At 37.2% G+C, this 14980-nt stretch carries 13 protein-coding genes; 5 read left to right on the top strand and 8 right to left on the bottom strand.

Annotated elements, in window-relative coordinates:
- The first annotated feature begins 131 nt into the window (after nt 1–131).
- The 3 genes from trhA to HJC33_RS08490 all read left to right on the top strand — a co-directional run bounded on the left by trhA (nt 132) and on the right by HJC33_RS08490 (nt 3202).
- Nucleotides 132–770 carry a PAQR family membrane homeostasis protein TrhA gene (trhA, locus tag HJC33_RS08480; protein ID WP_171658391.1) on the top strand — a complete coding sequence of 213 codons (639 nt, stop codon included), beginning with the start codon at nt 132–134 and terminating at the stop codon, nt 768–770.
- Between the two features lie 147 nt (nt 771–917).
- Entirely contained in the window at nt 918–1604 is a 687-nt protein-coding gene (locus HJC33_RS08485) for a phosphatase PAP2 family protein (protein ID WP_171658392.1), read from the top strand.
- A gap of 26 nt (nt 1605–1630) precedes the next feature.
- The gene (locus tag HJC33_RS08490) at nt 1631–3202 is read left to right on the top strand and encodes an ArnT family glycosyltransferase (RefSeq protein WP_171658393.1); all 1572 of its coding nucleotides are present in this window, start codon (nt 1631–1633) and stop codon (nt 3200–3202) included.
- On the opposite strand, the gene HJC33_RS08495 is transcribed toward HJC33_RS08490, so the two are convergent.
- Complete coding sequence (locus tag HJC33_RS08495; protein ID WP_171658394.1) at nt 3190–3879, bottom strand: ZIP family metal transporter; 690 nt, start codon at nt 3877–3879, stop codon at nt 3190–3192. The two genes, HJC33_RS08490 and HJC33_RS08495, sit on opposite strands and share 13 nt — an antisense overlap.
- Nucleotides 3880–3935: 56 nt before the next feature.
- On the opposite strand from HJC33_RS08495, the gene HJC33_RS08500 reads away from it, so the two are divergent.
- On the top strand, nt 3936–5108 hold the full coding sequence (locus HJC33_RS08500; RefSeq protein ID WP_171658395.1) for a THUMP domain-containing class I SAM-dependent RNA methyltransferase: 1173 nt from the start codon (nt 3936–3938) through the stop codon (nt 5106–5108).
- 135 nt (nt 5109–5243) lie between these two features.
- Here the strand turns inward: HJC33_RS08500 and HJC33_RS08505 are convergent, their stop codons facing one another.
- The 4 genes from HJC33_RS08505 to rlmD are packed head-to-tail and all read right to left on the bottom strand — an operon-like array spanning nt 5244 to nt 8340.
- Entirely contained in the window at nt 5244–5585 is a 342-nt protein-coding gene (locus HJC33_RS08505; RefSeq protein ID WP_171658396.1) for a VOC family protein, read from the bottom strand.
- A gap of 33 nt (nt 5586–5618) precedes the next feature.
- Nucleotides 5619–6398 carry a DUF6048 family protein gene (locus HJC33_RS08510; protein WP_171658397.1) on the bottom strand — a complete coding sequence of 260 codons (780 nt, stop codon included), beginning with the start codon at nt 6396–6398 and terminating at the stop codon, nt 5619–5621.
- On the bottom strand, nt 6379–6897 hold the full coding sequence (locus HJC33_RS08515) for a DUF6452 family protein (protein WP_171658398.1): 519 nt from the start codon (nt 6895–6897) through the stop codon (nt 6379–6381). Before HJC33_RS08515 ends, HJC33_RS08510 begins: the two co-directional genes overlap by 20 nt.
- 30 nt (nt 6898–6927) lie before the next feature.
- Nucleotides 6928–8340, bottom strand: coding sequence for a 23S rRNA (uracil(1939)-C(5))-methyltransferase RlmD (rlmD, locus tag HJC33_RS08520; RefSeq protein WP_171658399.1), 1413 nt, complete (start codon nt 8338–8340; stop codon nt 6928–6930).
- A gap of 232 nt (nt 8341–8572) precedes the next feature.
- Here rlmD and rocD point away from each other — a divergent pair, with 232 nt between their 5' ends.
- Complete coding sequence (gene rocD, locus HJC33_RS08525) at nt 8573–9817, top strand: ornithine--oxo-acid transaminase (protein ID WP_171658400.1); 1245 nt, start codon at nt 8573–8575, stop codon at nt 9815–9817.
- Between the two features lie 78 nt (nt 9818–9895).
- Here rocD and HJC33_RS08530 read toward each other — a convergent pair whose 3' ends face one another.
- From HJC33_RS08530 to HJC33_RS08540, 3 genes are all read right to left on the bottom strand, one after another.
- Nucleotides 9896–10948, bottom strand: a complete 1053-nt coding sequence (locus HJC33_RS08530) for a S66 peptidase family protein (RefSeq protein WP_171658401.1) — start codon at nt 10946–10948, stop codon at nt 9896–9898.
- Between the two features lie 91 nt (nt 10949–11039).
- A complete protein-coding gene (locus HJC33_RS08535; RefSeq protein ID WP_171658402.1) occupies nt 11040–12371 on the bottom strand; it encodes a carboxypeptidase-like regulatory domain-containing protein in 1332 nt (443 codons plus the stop codon).
- Between the two features lie 116 nt (nt 12372–12487).
- A complete protein-coding gene (locus HJC33_RS08540) occupies nt 12488–14941 on the bottom strand; it encodes a M14 family metallopeptidase (protein ID WP_171658403.1) in 2454 nt (817 codons plus the stop codon).
- Between the last annotated feature and the right edge of the window lie 39 nt (nt 14942–14980).

Here is a 14980-nt window from a genome sequence, read left to right on the forward strand (position 1 = left end):
CTGCCACACCAGGTGGGAGAGTAGGTCGCCGCCTTCCTCGAAGCCCCCTCACAAACAGTGAAGGGGCTTTTTTGTTTAATAGACTATCTTTAGCAAATAAAACAAAGACGGTAATCTATAAATAGGTTTTCTTGACGGCTAAATTGGATTCTGTTTTACGGGAGGAACGATGGAATGCATATTCCCATGCTATAGGTATTGTACTTGCTCTTATAGGTTCCATATTTTTATTACAGAAAGAACTTTCAGCAACACCTTTTTTGTTGGGCAGTATTATTGTCTACAGTATATCATTAATCTTGTTGTTTTCTGCTTCAACGGTATACCATGCCGTGGGAAACCCTAAACTCAAAAAGAAACTCCGCATTCTGGACCACATCAGTATTTATTACCTGATTGCTGGTACATACACACCTGTTTGTCTCACCGTTCTTAGTGATTCGAAAGGATGGTTACTCTTTTACTTGGTTTGGGGCATAGCTCTATTTGGAACAGTGCTCAAACTTTTTTTTACAGGAAAATTTGAGGTGTTCTCTTTGGTACTCTATGGAGTGATGGGTTGGATCATAGTAATAGATTTACCTTACTTAATTGGTCACATGTCATCCAAAGGATTGTTTTACCTATCTCTAGGCGGTGCTTTTTATACTATAGGAATTCTATTTTATGCCATCAAACGCATACCCTATAATCATTTGATTTGGCATTTTTTTGTGTTGGGAGGGGCCATTAGCCATTGGTTGATGATTTTTGAACTACTAGGAAATTAAATTTCAACAGAAAGTTAAATCAACTTTTCGGTAAGGTTATTGTAAATATTTCTTTACAATCTCTAAAACAATTGGTAAAAAACACATAATCGGTCCTTAACGTAACTAGTTTCTTATTGAAATAATTTTGTGTGCAAACCTCATCGTATGCAAATTGTTCTTAGGAGACTTTTTCCGTTTTTCCTTATTTTAGCTCTTCTTTTTCCACTTGTTTTTATTCCTAAAGGTGAAATTCTATTGATTGTAAATGGCTTAAGAAATCCGTTCATGGACTCTTTTTTTACCAAAGCAAGCTCTTTGGGCAATGCCTTGACTGTAGCATTTGCAGTTTTGCTGGTCCTCCGATTTAGGTTTAAGTGGTTAGCCATATTTCTGTTGGCTTTTGCATTTCAAATTGTATTGGTACTCCTTTTTAAAAAAGGTTTTTACAGTGGAGAATTGAGACCCTACCTTTATTTCTATCGGTCAGGCTTGGGGCATATAATCAACTTGGTGGAAGGTGTTAAGATAAGATATGTAAATACATTTCCTTCGGGCCATACCGCTACTATATTTTATTTGGTTTCCTTTTTTGCACTATTATCCCGTAATAGAACTGCCAGTTGGGTTCTAATGATTGTTGGTGCTCTGGTAGGACTTTCAAGAATTTATTTGGTGCAACACTTTTATATTGATGTTTATTTTGGAATATTATTTGGCACTTTATCTTCTATCATGGCGTATCTAATCGTAAGAAGATTTCCAAAAAGGTGGCATGCTAAACAAATTAAAATCGACCTGCAACAAATTCAACAAAACACGCAAAACGTTCTTAGGCAGTTTTTTAATGGTTAATTTGCGATTCGCTTAGCAACCTCTTAATGAATATCTTAAAAAAATACGATGGTATAACCATTTTTGTGCTGGCCTTACTGGTGTGTACATCTTTCATTGGTTTGTATCCCATTTACATTTTAGATGAGGCCCGTAATGCTGAAGCTGCTAGAGAAATGTTGGTTTCTGGAAATTATATTGTCCCTACTTTTAATGGGCAGTTACGTACCGATAAGCCTCCGTTACACTATTTTTTTATGATTTTGGGATATAAACTCTTCGGAGTTAACTCTTTTGGAGCTCGTTTTTTTTCAGGCTTTTTTGGGGCATTGACCATTTATGTTACCTATTGGAATGTCAAAAAATGGCATAACCAAACTATGGGCTGGATTACTGCCATCATTCTTATGTCATCTTTGTTTTTTGTGCAAGAGTTTCATTTGGCCGTGCCGGACCCCTATCTTATATTTTTTGTTTCATTGTCTTTGTTTGCATTTTATAACTATTATAAAACAAATAGTTGGACATGGTTTGTGGCTCTTTACGGCGCCATGGCTTTGGGAATGTTGACCAAAGGCCCCATTGCCATTGCTTTACCAGGCATGATAATCCCACTATTTTTAGTTTTTAAGAAAGATTTTAAGTTGAAGACCATTCTAGGATTAAGACCTTTTTTAGGTTTGATTTTAGTATTGTTACTGGCTACACCATGGTATTATTTGGTACATGTAGAAACTTTGGGGGAATGGACCGAAGGTTTCTTTTTAGATCATAATATTTCCAGATTTGGTTCTGAAAAAGAAGGACACGGTGGTTTATTTTTGATTACCTCTCTATATGTCATATTGGGATTGCTACCTTTTTCCTTTTTCGTTTTTCAAGGTTTTGGTAGTGCTTGGAAGGCAAGAAAAGAAAATGACTTTGTTCTTTTTTCGTTTTTAGTTGCAGCAATAACAATACTTTTCTTTAGCATTTCTAGCACCAAACTGCCCAATTATCCCATGCCTTGTTATCCATTTGTGGCAATTTTAATAGCTTTTTATTTCAATAAAGTAGCTGAAGGTCAGATGAAATCCAAAACAGCGCTATGGAGTTTGATTGTTTTACTGGTCGTTTCTACTGTTCTGCCTATTGGGGGATATATTGCTTTAAGTTTTGAAAAACAATTTTTGGAAGTGAGAATGGTTTCGTTTTTTCTTTCAATTACGACTATAGCTGGTTTTTTAGGATTGTATTTTTTTCAAAAGAAACATTTGAAAAAAGCATTCCTGAGTATAGCTTTTGGGTGGATTTTGACGGGACTGACTCTCTTTGGGATTATTTATCCAGTGCTTACAGAGCAAAGTCCAGTATCCTTGGCATTACAAAAGATTCCAAAAGAAGCAGATATCATTGCCTTTAAACGCTTTGATAGTGCCTTTCCAATTAATTTTGAAAAAACCTTTCAAATTTATGGTACCATTGAAAGTTTAGATGCTTTTTTACAGTCCAAACCAGAAACATATATTATCACCAATACACGTAGTAAAGAAGATTTGAAAAAGTTGGAAAAATACCAACTTGTCTTGGAACAAAAGGCGCTTTTTGAAAATCACACTACCAGGGTTTACATAAAATAAGCAATCCCTATTCCAAGAAGAATCACAAACAGTTTTCTAATATTAAAGGAATGTCCCTGTGAGCTTTCAAACAAAATTATGGTGGAAATATGTAGAAAAACCCCAATGGTCAAGGCCGTCAATAATTGCCCGTTTTCTTTAACTAAGCTTGAATGTTTGGATAGATAGCTTCCCAAGGGTGTCATCAATGAAAATAAGATGATGAACAAAAAAATGGAACTTTTACTCAATTTTGAGTTCAATAAAAAGATGCTCAAAATTATGGCAACAGGTATTTTGTGAATGATAATTCCATAAATGATGGGATTGTCACCATCAATAGGAACTCCTTCCACCAAGGCATGTAGCGAAAGACTCAGAAAAAGTAAGAATGGAAATTCATCTCTTTGAAGGTTTAAATGTACATGACCATGTTCCGCCCCCTTGGAGAAAAACTCCAAAAATACTTGAAGCAATATCCCAGCCAAAATCAATAACGCTATAACTTTTGGATTCTGGTTTTCATACACTTCTGGCAATAGCTCAAAAAAGGTCAATGCCAATAAAAAGGCTCCGCTGAATGCCAGCAATAGTTTTAAGTTTTTACTATGATTGGGCTTAAAAATCCAAACAATGGCAAAACTGATTAAAACTGCCAATACAGGAATGATAAGAGAAGCTAAAAGCGAAAAATCCATATGTTGGGTTGAGGGCGCAAAAATAGCCTATTTTTGCCGAAAAGGATTACGTAAAAATGGTGGGTAATTTTAAAATGTTGGCAAAAACCTTATACGGCTTTGAACCTATCTTGGCCAAGGAATTAAGGAATTTGGGTGCTGGGAATGTGGAGGAGGGCATTAGAAATGTCACTTTTGAAGGTGATTTAGGCTTTTTGTACAAAGCGAATCTTTGTTTAAGAACTGCCCTTAAAATATTTAGGCCTGTTGCCAAATTCAAGGTTTTTAATGAAGGAGACCTTTACAGGAAAGTCCATACCATAGATTGGACAGATTATTTTGATGTGGACAAGACTTTCGCTATTGATACCACTATGAGTACGGAAGTGTTCAATAATTCCATGTACGTTTCGCAAAAAGCAAAAGATGCTGTTGTGGACAAATTTAGGGAAGTGGCTAGGGAACGTCCCAATATTAATTCGCACAATCCAGATATACGTATTAACATCCATATTTTTAAAAACACATGTACGGTTTCCTTAGATGCTTCTGGCAATTCATTGCACCAAAGAGGATATCGTATAGCAACTAATATTGCACCCATTAATGAAGTACTGGCCGCAGGCCTTTTATTGATGAGTGGTTGGGACGGCCAAACAGATTTTTTGGATCCCATGTGTGGTAGTGGTACATTTTTGATTGAAGCCGCATTGATTGCTTGTAACATTCCGGCCAATATTAATAGAGAATCCTTTGCTTTTATGAATTGGGAGGACTACGATAGAGAACTACATGAAAAAATAGTGGATGCTTGTTTAAATCGCACGCGGGAGTTCAATCATCAAATTATTGGTTACGACAAAGCTCCCTCTGCCGTTAGAAAGGCCCAAGAGAATGTGGAGCAAGCCAATTTATCTGAGTATATTCAAATAGAAAGAAAGGACTTTTTTAGGACAGAGAAACCTGTAGATTCTAAATTACATATGGTTTTTAACCCACCTTATGGGGAACGTTTGCCTATTGCCGCAGACGAGTTTTACGAAAAAATTGGTGATACGTTGAAACAACAGTATGCCAATACCAATGCTTGGTTGATTACTTCTAATTTGGATGCTTTAAAACGCGTAGGTCTCCGACCTTCTCGAAGAATAAAGGTTTTTAATGGTAAATTGGAGTCTAGATTGGTGCATTATGAAATGTACGAAGGAAGCAAGAAGGCAAAACATCAAGACAAAGATATTTTACATTAAATTAAAATTTAATTAACTTTGTTCTAAGATTAAGTGTTGATTTATGCTAATGAAATGAGCTAAATCGCTCAAAATAGGCTAGGATTTCTCAACTAACTCAACTATTGATAAAAGGGTCTTGACTAAAGGCCCTTTTTATTTATCTGACCATATGGCCAATTCGTTCCCTGAAGGGTCGGTAAAGTGAAACCTTCTTCCACCAGGAAATGAAAAAATGTCTTGAACAATTTCTCCACCAATGTTTTGGATACGTTCTTTTATGGCGACCAAATCTTCATGATAAAGCACAACTAGTGCGCCGTTGTTCACAACACTTTCTGTTAGTTCAAAACCACCTTCAAGACCACTTTCAGAAAAAGCCGTATAGTTGGGGCCATAATCTGTAAAAACCCAACCAAAAGCCGTACTATAAAAATCTTTGATTTTTGTAAGGTCTGTGGCTTTAAACTCTACATAGTTGATATGGGTATTCTTCATAACGATACCTTGGGTAAATTTTGTTGATTGGTTTTAATTCTGCTCTATGGCTTCGGGTTCTTCTGGTTCTACCGGTTTTTTCTTGTTTGATTTTTTGTAAAAGGGAATCAAATATGAAATGGTGTAGTTGTAGCTCACCCCAAAATTACTTCCATCGGTAACTTTATTGAATCCGGGAATCCAAAGATTATAGAAACGCTCTTCTTCTTTATTGGTAATCAAAAAACCAAGGCGGGCACTCATTCCCAAATAAATGTTTGCAAAAAGTTCTGCTTTAATGCCTAGAACAAATTCCAACCACGATGCACTCAAACCACTAAGTTCTTCACCAGGAGAAAGTCCAGGAAGAAACCCAGAATCAAAAAAACGATCACCATTATAAATGTTGTACTCGTTTATAGTCTGGCTAAAACTGGCTACAGCATATCGACCACCAATTGTAATGGCATTGTTCATACCGAACCAATTTTCATAAGTGTTCAAATCCACACCTGCTTTTATATAGCTTCCAGAAGTAGTGTAATTATATAAAAGGGTAGATCCAAGACCTTCAGTCTGTGTTTTTTCTTCGTTTCCGAGTTCAGCAGCTACATAAAGCTTTTGTGAGAGCCTAAAATCTCCAACGAGCTCAAAGCCTGTATAATCTTCATCAATAAACGAAAAAACCAAACGGTTTAGATCTGCACCAACACGAAGCCCATACTCTTGTTTGTATTCCACAGTGTCCTTTTGCTGAAGGTCTATAGGTTTGCTCTGGGCAATGCACAAAGTTGGAAGCAGGGCAATAAAAAGACTAATGAAATATTTTGACATGAATATTATTGGAGTTTTCAATGGTTTGTTGCACAATGCTTATATCCTGAATCCAGTTTTCGGCACTATCTGGCAAGGTTACATTGATATTGTCATAATTAATGACAAAACCACAAGCTCTTGAAATAAATGCCTCCCGAGTGTCATAGGAAATGGTCAACACGTCAATATTGCCAGTTTCTTCTTCGGTGTCTTCGTCATCAGCAGAATCAGAAATGAATTGATATGTGGTAATGGTATTGTCTATTCTTAATGGAATTGATAATGAGTCTGGAGAATCCGTTCGGTCACTGAACGTATCATTTTCCAGAACGGTTTCATTGTCCAAAGACCGAATTCGCAGTAAATCCACTTCTTTGGCCTCTGTGGTATCATCAACATCAAAAAAACCGATGACTAGTAGGGGAGTATCACCATCAACGCATATATCATCTTTTTCACATGATGATATGCAGGTTAAAAACACGGCAATAAGTAGAATGGGGAGCAATTTTTTCATTAGGTTCAAAAACAGATTAGATTGCAAAAATTATACCCGTTTTTCCAAAAGTACAACATTTTCTACGTGGTGGGTTTGCGGAAACATATCTACTGGCTGAACTTTAACAACTTGATATTCTTCCTTCATCAATGCCAAATCCCTTGCTTGGGTCGCACTGTTACAGCTTACATAGACTATTTTTTTTGGGCCCACCTGTAAAAGTTGTTCAACTACTGTTTTATGCATACCATCTCTTGGGGGGTCTGTAATAATTACATCGGGTTGCCCATGTTCTTCTATAAATGCAGCATTGAATACATTTTTCATATCACCGACAAAAAAATCAACGTTGGATATATTGTTGTGCAAAGCATTGGCCTTGGCATCTTCAATGGCTTCAGGGACAGACTCAACCCCAACAACTTTTCCAGCTTTTTTAGCGATGAATTGTGCTATTGTTCCTGTTCCTGTGTACAAATCATAAACCAGTTCATTTCCGGATAAACCTGCAAAGTCACGAGCAACTTGATAGAGCTCATGGGCCTGTTCTGAATTGGTCTGGTAAAACGATTTTGCATTGATTTTGAATTGAAGACCTTCCATTTCTTCAAAAATGTGATCTCTACCCGCAAAACATACTACCTCTTGATCATAAATGGTATCATTCTGTTTTTGGTTGATGGCATATTGCAGAGAAGTTATTTCTGGAAATTCTTGTTGTATATGGTTCAACAACAATTCACGTTTTTCTTGGTCATCTTCAAAAAATTGAAACAGTACCATGATCTCACCTGTTGATGTGGTTCTGATCATCAATGTTCGTAAAAGGCCTTCTTGTTTTCTGGGGTTGAAAAAAGACAGTCCATTATTGATGGCGAAACCCTTTATGGATAATCGAATGGCATTGGAGGGGTCTTCCTGCAAATGACACTTTTTTATGTCCAAAATCTTGTCCCACATACCGGGAATATGAAAACCCAATGCATTTCTATCAGCAATCTCCTCTTCTGAATTTATTTCTTCTTGGGTCAACCACCTACTGCTGGAAAAGGAATATTCCATCTTATTACGATAGAAATACTGTTTTTTAGATCCTAAAATGGGATTGATGTCAGGCAAATCCAGATTACCTATTCGTTTTAGGTTATTCTCTACCTCTTTCTGTTTAAAATAAAGCTGGTGCTCATAGGCCATATGTTGCCATTTGCAACCACCGCAAACTCCAAAATGGTCACATTTGGGTTCTGTTCTTTTATCTGAAAGCGTATGGAAATTGATGGCAATACCTTCAAAATAAGCTTTTCTTTTCTTAGTGGTCATCACATCCACCACATCGCCTGGAACCGCGTTGGTCAGGAAAATGACTCGGCCATCCGGAGCCTTGCCCACCGATTTTCCTTTGGCTCCTGCATCTATTACTTCTACATGTTCAAACGTACGCCGCCTGTTCTTTTTTCGCATGCGGCAAAAATAATCCCTTTTTGGAATTTGTGGAGCTCAATACTCTTAAATTGAATCTAATCTTTTGGATTGTAAGGCTTTCAGATGAGTGGTTTTTGTCTTAAGTTTTCAACAATAATTTGTAATTTGCGATTTCTACAGGGATGATTTCTCTCCCACGCTGCTTTTTCGAGTCCTCGAAAGAATAAAGGTACAGAAGGAATGGTTATTTTATAATTTAAACACTTTTAAAATGGCTGTTTTAGAGCATTTGACGTCGCAGCAAGCGATAGATTTAGAAAACAAATTCGGAGCCCATAATTATCATCCACTTCCCGTGGTTTTGAGCAAAGGGGAGGGGGTATATGTTTGGGATGTTGAAGGTAAAAGATATTACGATTTCCTTTCCGCTTACTCCGCTGTAAACCAAGGACATTGTCATCCTAAGATTGTTGGTGCGATGTTGGATCAGGCAAAAACACTTACGTTGACCTCTCGGGCATTTTACAACGATATGTTGGGGAGATTTGAAGAGTATGCCACTTCAACATTTGGATTTGATAAGCTTTTACCTATGAATACAGGTGCAGAAGCTGTGGAAACTGCATTGAAAATTTGTAGAAGATGGGCTTATCGTAAAAAAGGAATTCCAGAAAATCAGGCCCAAATTATCGTTTGCGAGAACAATTTTCATGGTAGAACGACAACGATAGTTTCCTTTTCCAATGACCCAGTGGCCAGAGAACATTATGGCCCGTATACCCAAGGATTTATCCAAATACCGTATGATGATACCTCTGCATTGGAAAATGCCTTGACAAATAATAAAAATGTAGCAGGATTTTTGGTGGAACCTATTCAGGGTGAAGCTGGGGTTTATGTTCCTTCAGAAGGTTATTTAAAAGAAGCCAAGGTTTTATGTGAAAAGCACAATGTCCTTTTTATTGCTGATGAGGTTCAGACCGGTATTGCAAGAACTGGAAAAATGTTGGCTGTTGACCATGAAGAGGTAAAACCAGATGTGTTGGTTTTAGGTAAAGCTTTGTCTGGAGGAGCCTATCCTGTCTCGGCCGTTTTGGCCAACGACGCCATTATGGAGGTTATTACTCCGGGAAGCCATGGCAGTACCTATGGCGGTAATCCTATTGCTGCAGCGGTTGGTATTGCAGCTCTTGAGGTAATCAAAGAAGAGGGATTGGCACAAAATGCACAGGAATTAGGGGAAATTTTCAGAGCTGAACTGAATAAGTTTATCCCAACCAGCAATTTGGTTGTAAAAGTTAGAGGAAAAGGTTTGTTGAATGCCATTGTCATTAATGATACTGAAGACAGCTCCACGGCATGGGATATTTGCATGGCTTTGAAAGAAAATGGACTTTTGGCCAAACCTACCCATGGCAATATTATACGATTTGCTCCACCTTTGGTCATGAATCATGAGCAATTAATGGACTGCGTATCCATAATTATAAAGACGATACAAGAGTTTGAAAAATAAGAAATCAATAATCAAAAGAAAGGCTTGGGAATACCAGGCCTTTTTTATTTTCATACAATAAATGAAATAACAGTTCCTTTAGGAAACAGCAGGCTCCATTAGTTTTAGACTCATTTCGTCCGCATCCCATTTTGCATTGATTCCTATGGGAAATGTAAAGTTGTTGGGAACATGTCCGAAGCTCATACCATAAGCAGCAGGGATATTAAGAGGGGCAATTCTATCCATAATTACTTCTTTTAAGTTGAATGAAATTGGATTACTACTAGCATTGCAACCAGCGCAAACTCCAAAAATAATACCCTTTGCCTTTTTAAAAGTTGCTCCTTCAATCAATTGCGTCAACATACGATCAATTCTATAAGGAGCTTCTTCCACATCTTCTATACAAACTATTTTATCTGTAAAATCAATTTCATGCGGAGTGCCAACCAACGCATTGATCAAGGTAAGGCTACCACCTACCAATTTCCCTGTTGTTTTGCCGGGAGTGATTGTGTATCTGTCGTATTCAATATCAGAAATCATTTCCTCATCTTTCAAGACTACATTTGAAATACTCTGGGAGTTTTGAGGATTTACCAAGATTTTTGAAAACCATTCTTGGCTGTAATCGTCTTTTAGGGTGCTTCCCACGGGGCCATGAAAGGTAATTAAACCGGTTTCTTCATAGATGCCATTCAATAATGCAGTGATATCGCTGAATCCGACCAATATTTTAGGATTGGTTTTAATGTTTTCATAATCTATCATTTGCATAATCCTAGTACAGCCATACCCACCACGTGCGCAAAGAATGGCGTCAATTTTTGGGTTTTTGAACATTTCGTTCAAATCGGTGGCCCTTTCCTTATCCGTATTGCTAAAGTATCCATGGTTTCCATGAATTCTATCCGTATGGACAGGTACAAACCCCATTTCTTTGAGAGTAGATTTAATTTCTTCAAGGGTTTCTGGTTTAACGGCATAGCCTGGGGCTATGAGGCCTATGGTATCACCTTTTTTAAGTCGCTTTGGTATTAATCGAATATGTTGTTTTCCCTTGCGGTTGTTTTTAATAGATACATTTGGAAATACTGTGGCCGCAGATAACAGAGCAGTTAGGCCAATAAATCTTCTTCGTTTAATCATTTCAACATGAATTTTGCCATTAAATTAAAATAGTCGCCAATTATATGGCGACTATTTTAGGATGTTTTTTACTGATTTTTGAAATTTAAAACTACGGAGCAGAAGCTGAGCCTCCTTTAGATTTTGACCTTCTTAATTGGCGTTGTATTTTTTTAATGGCAGATTCAATAGATTTCTCTGGCTCAATGATATTGTATTGTCCCCAGAAATCTGGATCTGAGAAACCAATGGCTTCATCACTAAGAATTATGGTCTTTTTCAGTCTTTCCTTGTTTTTGGGTACTTCTCCAGTAATGTTCTTTTCCCAATCGGTAACGGCCATTTCAGCAGTCATACTGTACACAGAATTGAATAGTTTATCTTCCCAATCCACTTTAAATTCCAGCAAAACATTACTATAACCGTAATACCACTTGCCATTTTTTTCACGGTAATCAACGCGATAGGCCACTTCGGTTGGCCATACATCTACCCTTGCAGGTTTTTTACGCACAAAAAGCCTTGCAGCTTTTTCACGATCGGTAATGTTTAGTGTGTATATGGCACTGGTAAGCGTCTTGTTATCCACGTCAATAAATAGTTCACCTTTATATAGTGGATCAATTATTGATTCCAATTGGTCAAACTTGATGACATAAATCAACCTGTCATTAATTCTGGTGGAACGACTAAAGGTAAACCTGTAATCATTTATAGAATTATTGGAGAAGATGTATTCGGGATACTTCATAATATCCACGTATAACGTATTGAAAGGACCTCCTTGTAATTTTAATGCAACTGTATCCAGTTTACTGTAATCGGTACTCTTGCGAGCTTTGTACAGTTCTACCGCATCTTTACGTAGCGAAGCGTAAGGGGATTTATAAATATTGACAACGGCCTCAGAAAGAGAAACATTTTTTCTTCTCTTTTTAATGGTTTCCCTGTAAAAAGCTGTCATCAAAGTAGGGTTGTCAAAATAATTGTCTCCTTTTTTTGCCAACGTCTCACGTACCAGAGCTGCTGCATCTTTTGGAGCATTGATGTTTACTTCGGACAATTGTGTTACCGAAACCAAAAGTGAAATTTTGTTTTTGGAAGACTTTAATGAAGAAAGAGCAATGTTTTTACTTTGATAACCCAAGAAGGATACTACAACTGTTCCATCTGACATGTCCTTTGGGACTTTTAAAAGAAAATCACCCTCAGTATTTGTGATTGTACTGATATTGGTGCCCTCTACAGAAAGTGTTGCAAAGACCAAAGGTTTTCCCGAAGATTCATCTGTGACCTCACCTTTGTACTGCTTAAAATCAATTTCGGTTTCCTGTTCTTGCTGAAATGCCACCATGTAGGTGGACGAAAGCAATGAAGCCAATGTGAAAAGGAAGAGTACGAAGGTATTTCCTTTTCTTAAAAAAGTTGTTGATGATTGTTCCATATCTCGAAGTATATATACCAAAAAATGACTATTAAAGATACAAAATTTTGGTCAGATACTACTGCAATTCAAAAACGAAGCATGGTCTAATCGATTTAAAACCAATGAAAAAGAAATCAATCAACCATAAAGAGGGCATTGGCCATGAACAATTTTCCATTTTCCCAGAAACCTCTAAAAAGTGGGTTGTCCACCATATAAATAACTTGACCACGACCAAACTGTTCTACACCAAAAACCAAGGAGTTCTTGATTTGTTTTTGTGCTTCACTTCCAGCAAATCCAGAAATGGGTTTGGTCGTATTTTCCAAATACACGGCGTTTCCTGATTTCAAATAATCATAACTAGCGTTGCCCAATTTTAGAGTAAAGTATTCAGAACCATAACCATAAGCCAATGGATGTGTATTATCAACTTTTGTCTTAAAAATAGCGCCAGTAATTGCATTTTTAATGCGTTCCCGTTGTGTGCCATGATGAGGTTTAGGTTTGTTGACAGAGTCTTTGGCCGTTTTTTTCTTTTTGATGCTAAATCCATTTTCACCGCTAATACCGGCAATTGCTCCTCCCATGGCAATAATTTTACCTCCTGCTTTTACCCAATCCTGAATTTTTTTCAATTGTTTTTCATTGAAATATGAAGTGTAATTACCTTCGGGCAAGATAAGAATCTGGTAATCTTTTAAATCAACCCTATTGGCATAATCAGTGTCAATAACTGTAAGTGGGTAGTTCAGCTGCTGCTCAAAAAAGTGCCAAATTTCACCAAAGCGAAGGGTAGAAGTAGGTTTGCCAGACAATACTGCCACTTTTGGCTTGTTGATCATTTGTACATAACCTGAACCAAAATCTTTGCCGGAATCGACAAAACCAGTAGAAGAGCCTATAATGTTCTTTTGATACTTATCAGCTATCTTTTTTAAGACTTCAATAAAGTCAGTTTTATTCTGATTGTCTCCTTTGGTAATGATTAAACTTCCTCTTTTAAATGATTTTCCATTTATGGAAAAAGGATGGTGCGTGGTTCTCACACGAATGTCTTCCCTCAACAGTTCTGCTAAAAAGCGAGCGTCTTTCAGGCTGTTCCAATCGGTAATGTGTGCATAATTTTTGGTACTGATTTCTTCAGTTGAAGTTGTAGTATCACTCCCAGTTGTCTTATTTGAAGCAACTGAAGAGCTGGATGCAATTGCTTCCAAACCATAGGCATAAGGCAAAGACCAAGCAGTAATGTCATAAGTCAAAGAATCACTTAATTTAGCATTGGGTTCAAACAAAACCTTTACCAACGTACCTTTAGTTTGATTTGTGGAAATGGAAATGCTGTTATTTTCTGAAACCGACATGCTTCCACTTGCACCTGTGCTGTAATTGAAGCCTTTTACAGAATTAACAGAAGGTTTGCCATATTCAATCTGATGCTTTTCCAACAAGGATTTCAGGGATTCCAGCTTATCACTATCTCCTTTTAGTACGTAACTTTTGTATTTAAAATTTTTGTTTGCATAGAATTTTCTGAACTCGGTGTTTAATTTTTCAGCATTTTGTGATGAAACTTCAATGGTTGAAAGCCCAGTGGTATAATGGTGTGCCAATCTGTCTTTTAGAGTAAGCGTATCCCCAATTCTAGTGATTATTCCAAGTCCGGCACGACCACTTCCGCCTTGCTCATAAGTCATACCAATAGATCCATTGTAAGTGGGATAGGTATCGCCATAGCTAGGATAGAACAAATCAAAAATTTCTTTGGTAAAATAAAACCATCCGTTGGCATCAAAATATTTTGCATGGTTTTTACCAAGGGTCACTTGAAAATCACGTTGAAAATCTGTGATCACTTCGTGATAAGGTTCTGCTGCAGGGGCAAAATAGTAGGGATTGTCCACACCTTGCTCGTGAAAATCCACATGTACATGGGGCAACCACTCGTTGTACACTTTAATGCGCTGTTGACTTTCAATTTGAGTTAACCAAGCCCAATCCCTGTTGAGATCGAACATATAATGATTGCTTCTTCCGCTCCACCAACCTTCATGGTGTTCCTTACTATTGGGATCCACTTGGTACGGTGAGTTTTTATATTGATTGTACCAATTACTGTAACGATCTCTTCCATCCGGATTGATACATGGGTCAATAATCACTACAGCATCCTCTAAATAAGAACTTTTTGTAGTAAGTAATGTATATATAGTTTTCATGGAGGCTTCTGTACTCACACTCTCGTTGCCATGCACATTGTAACTCAGCCATACGATTGCTTTTGAACCATTGCCAGAACCATCAGTATCTTTCAAATGTTCTTTTCTGATGTTTTCTAGATTGGCCATATTAGCAGAAGAGGAAACAAAAGCCAATAATAAAGGTCTACGTTCATTGGTTTGGCCATATTCGACAAGTTTTACACGATCTGGGGCTTGTTGGGCCAAATATTTATAATAATCCACTACCTCATGATGCCGACTAAATTCTGAACCCAATTCGTACCCAAGGAATTCTGAAGGGGATTTTAGTTGTGCTGATAGAGAAAAAGAAATAAATGAGGCTAGGAAGAGTAATGATCTTGTCATGTAAAAGTCAATTAGTTGGAGTCAAAACTAACAATAAAT

The organism is Flagellimonas amphidinii, from assembly GCF_013090115.1.
Taxonomy (GTDB): Bacteria; Bacteroidota; Bacteroidia; order Flavobacteriales; family Flavobacteriaceae; genus Flagellimonas; species Flagellimonas amphidinii.

Excerpts from the sequence above, each read along its gene's own strand:
- HJC33_RS08485 (WP_171658392.1), top strand. The coding sequence starts at position 918 with ATGCAAATTGTTCTTAGGAGACTTTTTCCGTTTTTCCTTATTTTAGCT.
- HJC33_RS08530 (WP_171658401.1), bottom strand. The coding sequence starts at position 10,948 with ATGATTAAACGAAGAAGATTTATTGGCCTAACTGCTCTGTTATCTGCG.
- HJC33_RS08490 (WP_171658393.1), top strand. The coding sequence starts at position 1,631 with ATGAATATCTTAAAAAAATACGATGGTATAACCATTTTTGTGCTGGCC.
- rocD (WP_171658400.1), top strand. The coding sequence starts at position 8,573 with ATGGCTGTTTTAGAGCATTTGACGTCGCAGCAAGCGATAGATTTAGAA.
- HJC33_RS08505 (WP_171658396.1), bottom strand. The coding sequence starts at position 5,585 with ATGAAGAATACCCATATCAACTATGTAGAGTTTAAAGCCACAGACCTT.
- HJC33_RS08510 (WP_171658397.1), bottom strand. The coding sequence starts at position 6,398 with ATGTCAAAATATTTCATTAGTCTTTTTATTGCCCTGCTTCCAACTTTG.
- HJC33_RS08500 (WP_171658395.1), top strand. The coding sequence starts at position 3,936 with ATGGTGGGTAATTTTAAAATGTTGGCAAAAACCTTATACGGCTTTGAA.
- HJC33_RS08535 (WP_171658402.1), bottom strand. The coding sequence starts at position 12,371 with ATGGAACAATCATCAACAACTTTTTTAAGAAAAGGAAATACCTTCGTA.
- HJC33_RS08540 (WP_171658403.1), bottom strand. The coding sequence starts at position 14,941 with ATGACAAGATCATTACTCTTCCTAGCCTCATTTATTTCTTTTTCTCTA.
- HJC33_RS08515 (WP_171658398.1), bottom strand. The coding sequence starts at position 6,897 with ATGAAAAAATTGCTCCCCATTCTACTTATTGCCGTGTTTTTAACCTGC.
- HJC33_RS08495 (WP_171658394.1), bottom strand. The coding sequence starts at position 3,879 with ATGGATTTTTCGCTTTTAGCTTCTCTTATCATTCCTGTATTGGCAGTT.
- rlmD (WP_171658399.1), bottom strand. The coding sequence starts at position 8,340 with ATGCGAAAAAAGAACAGGCGGCGTACGTTTGAACATGTAGAAGTAATA.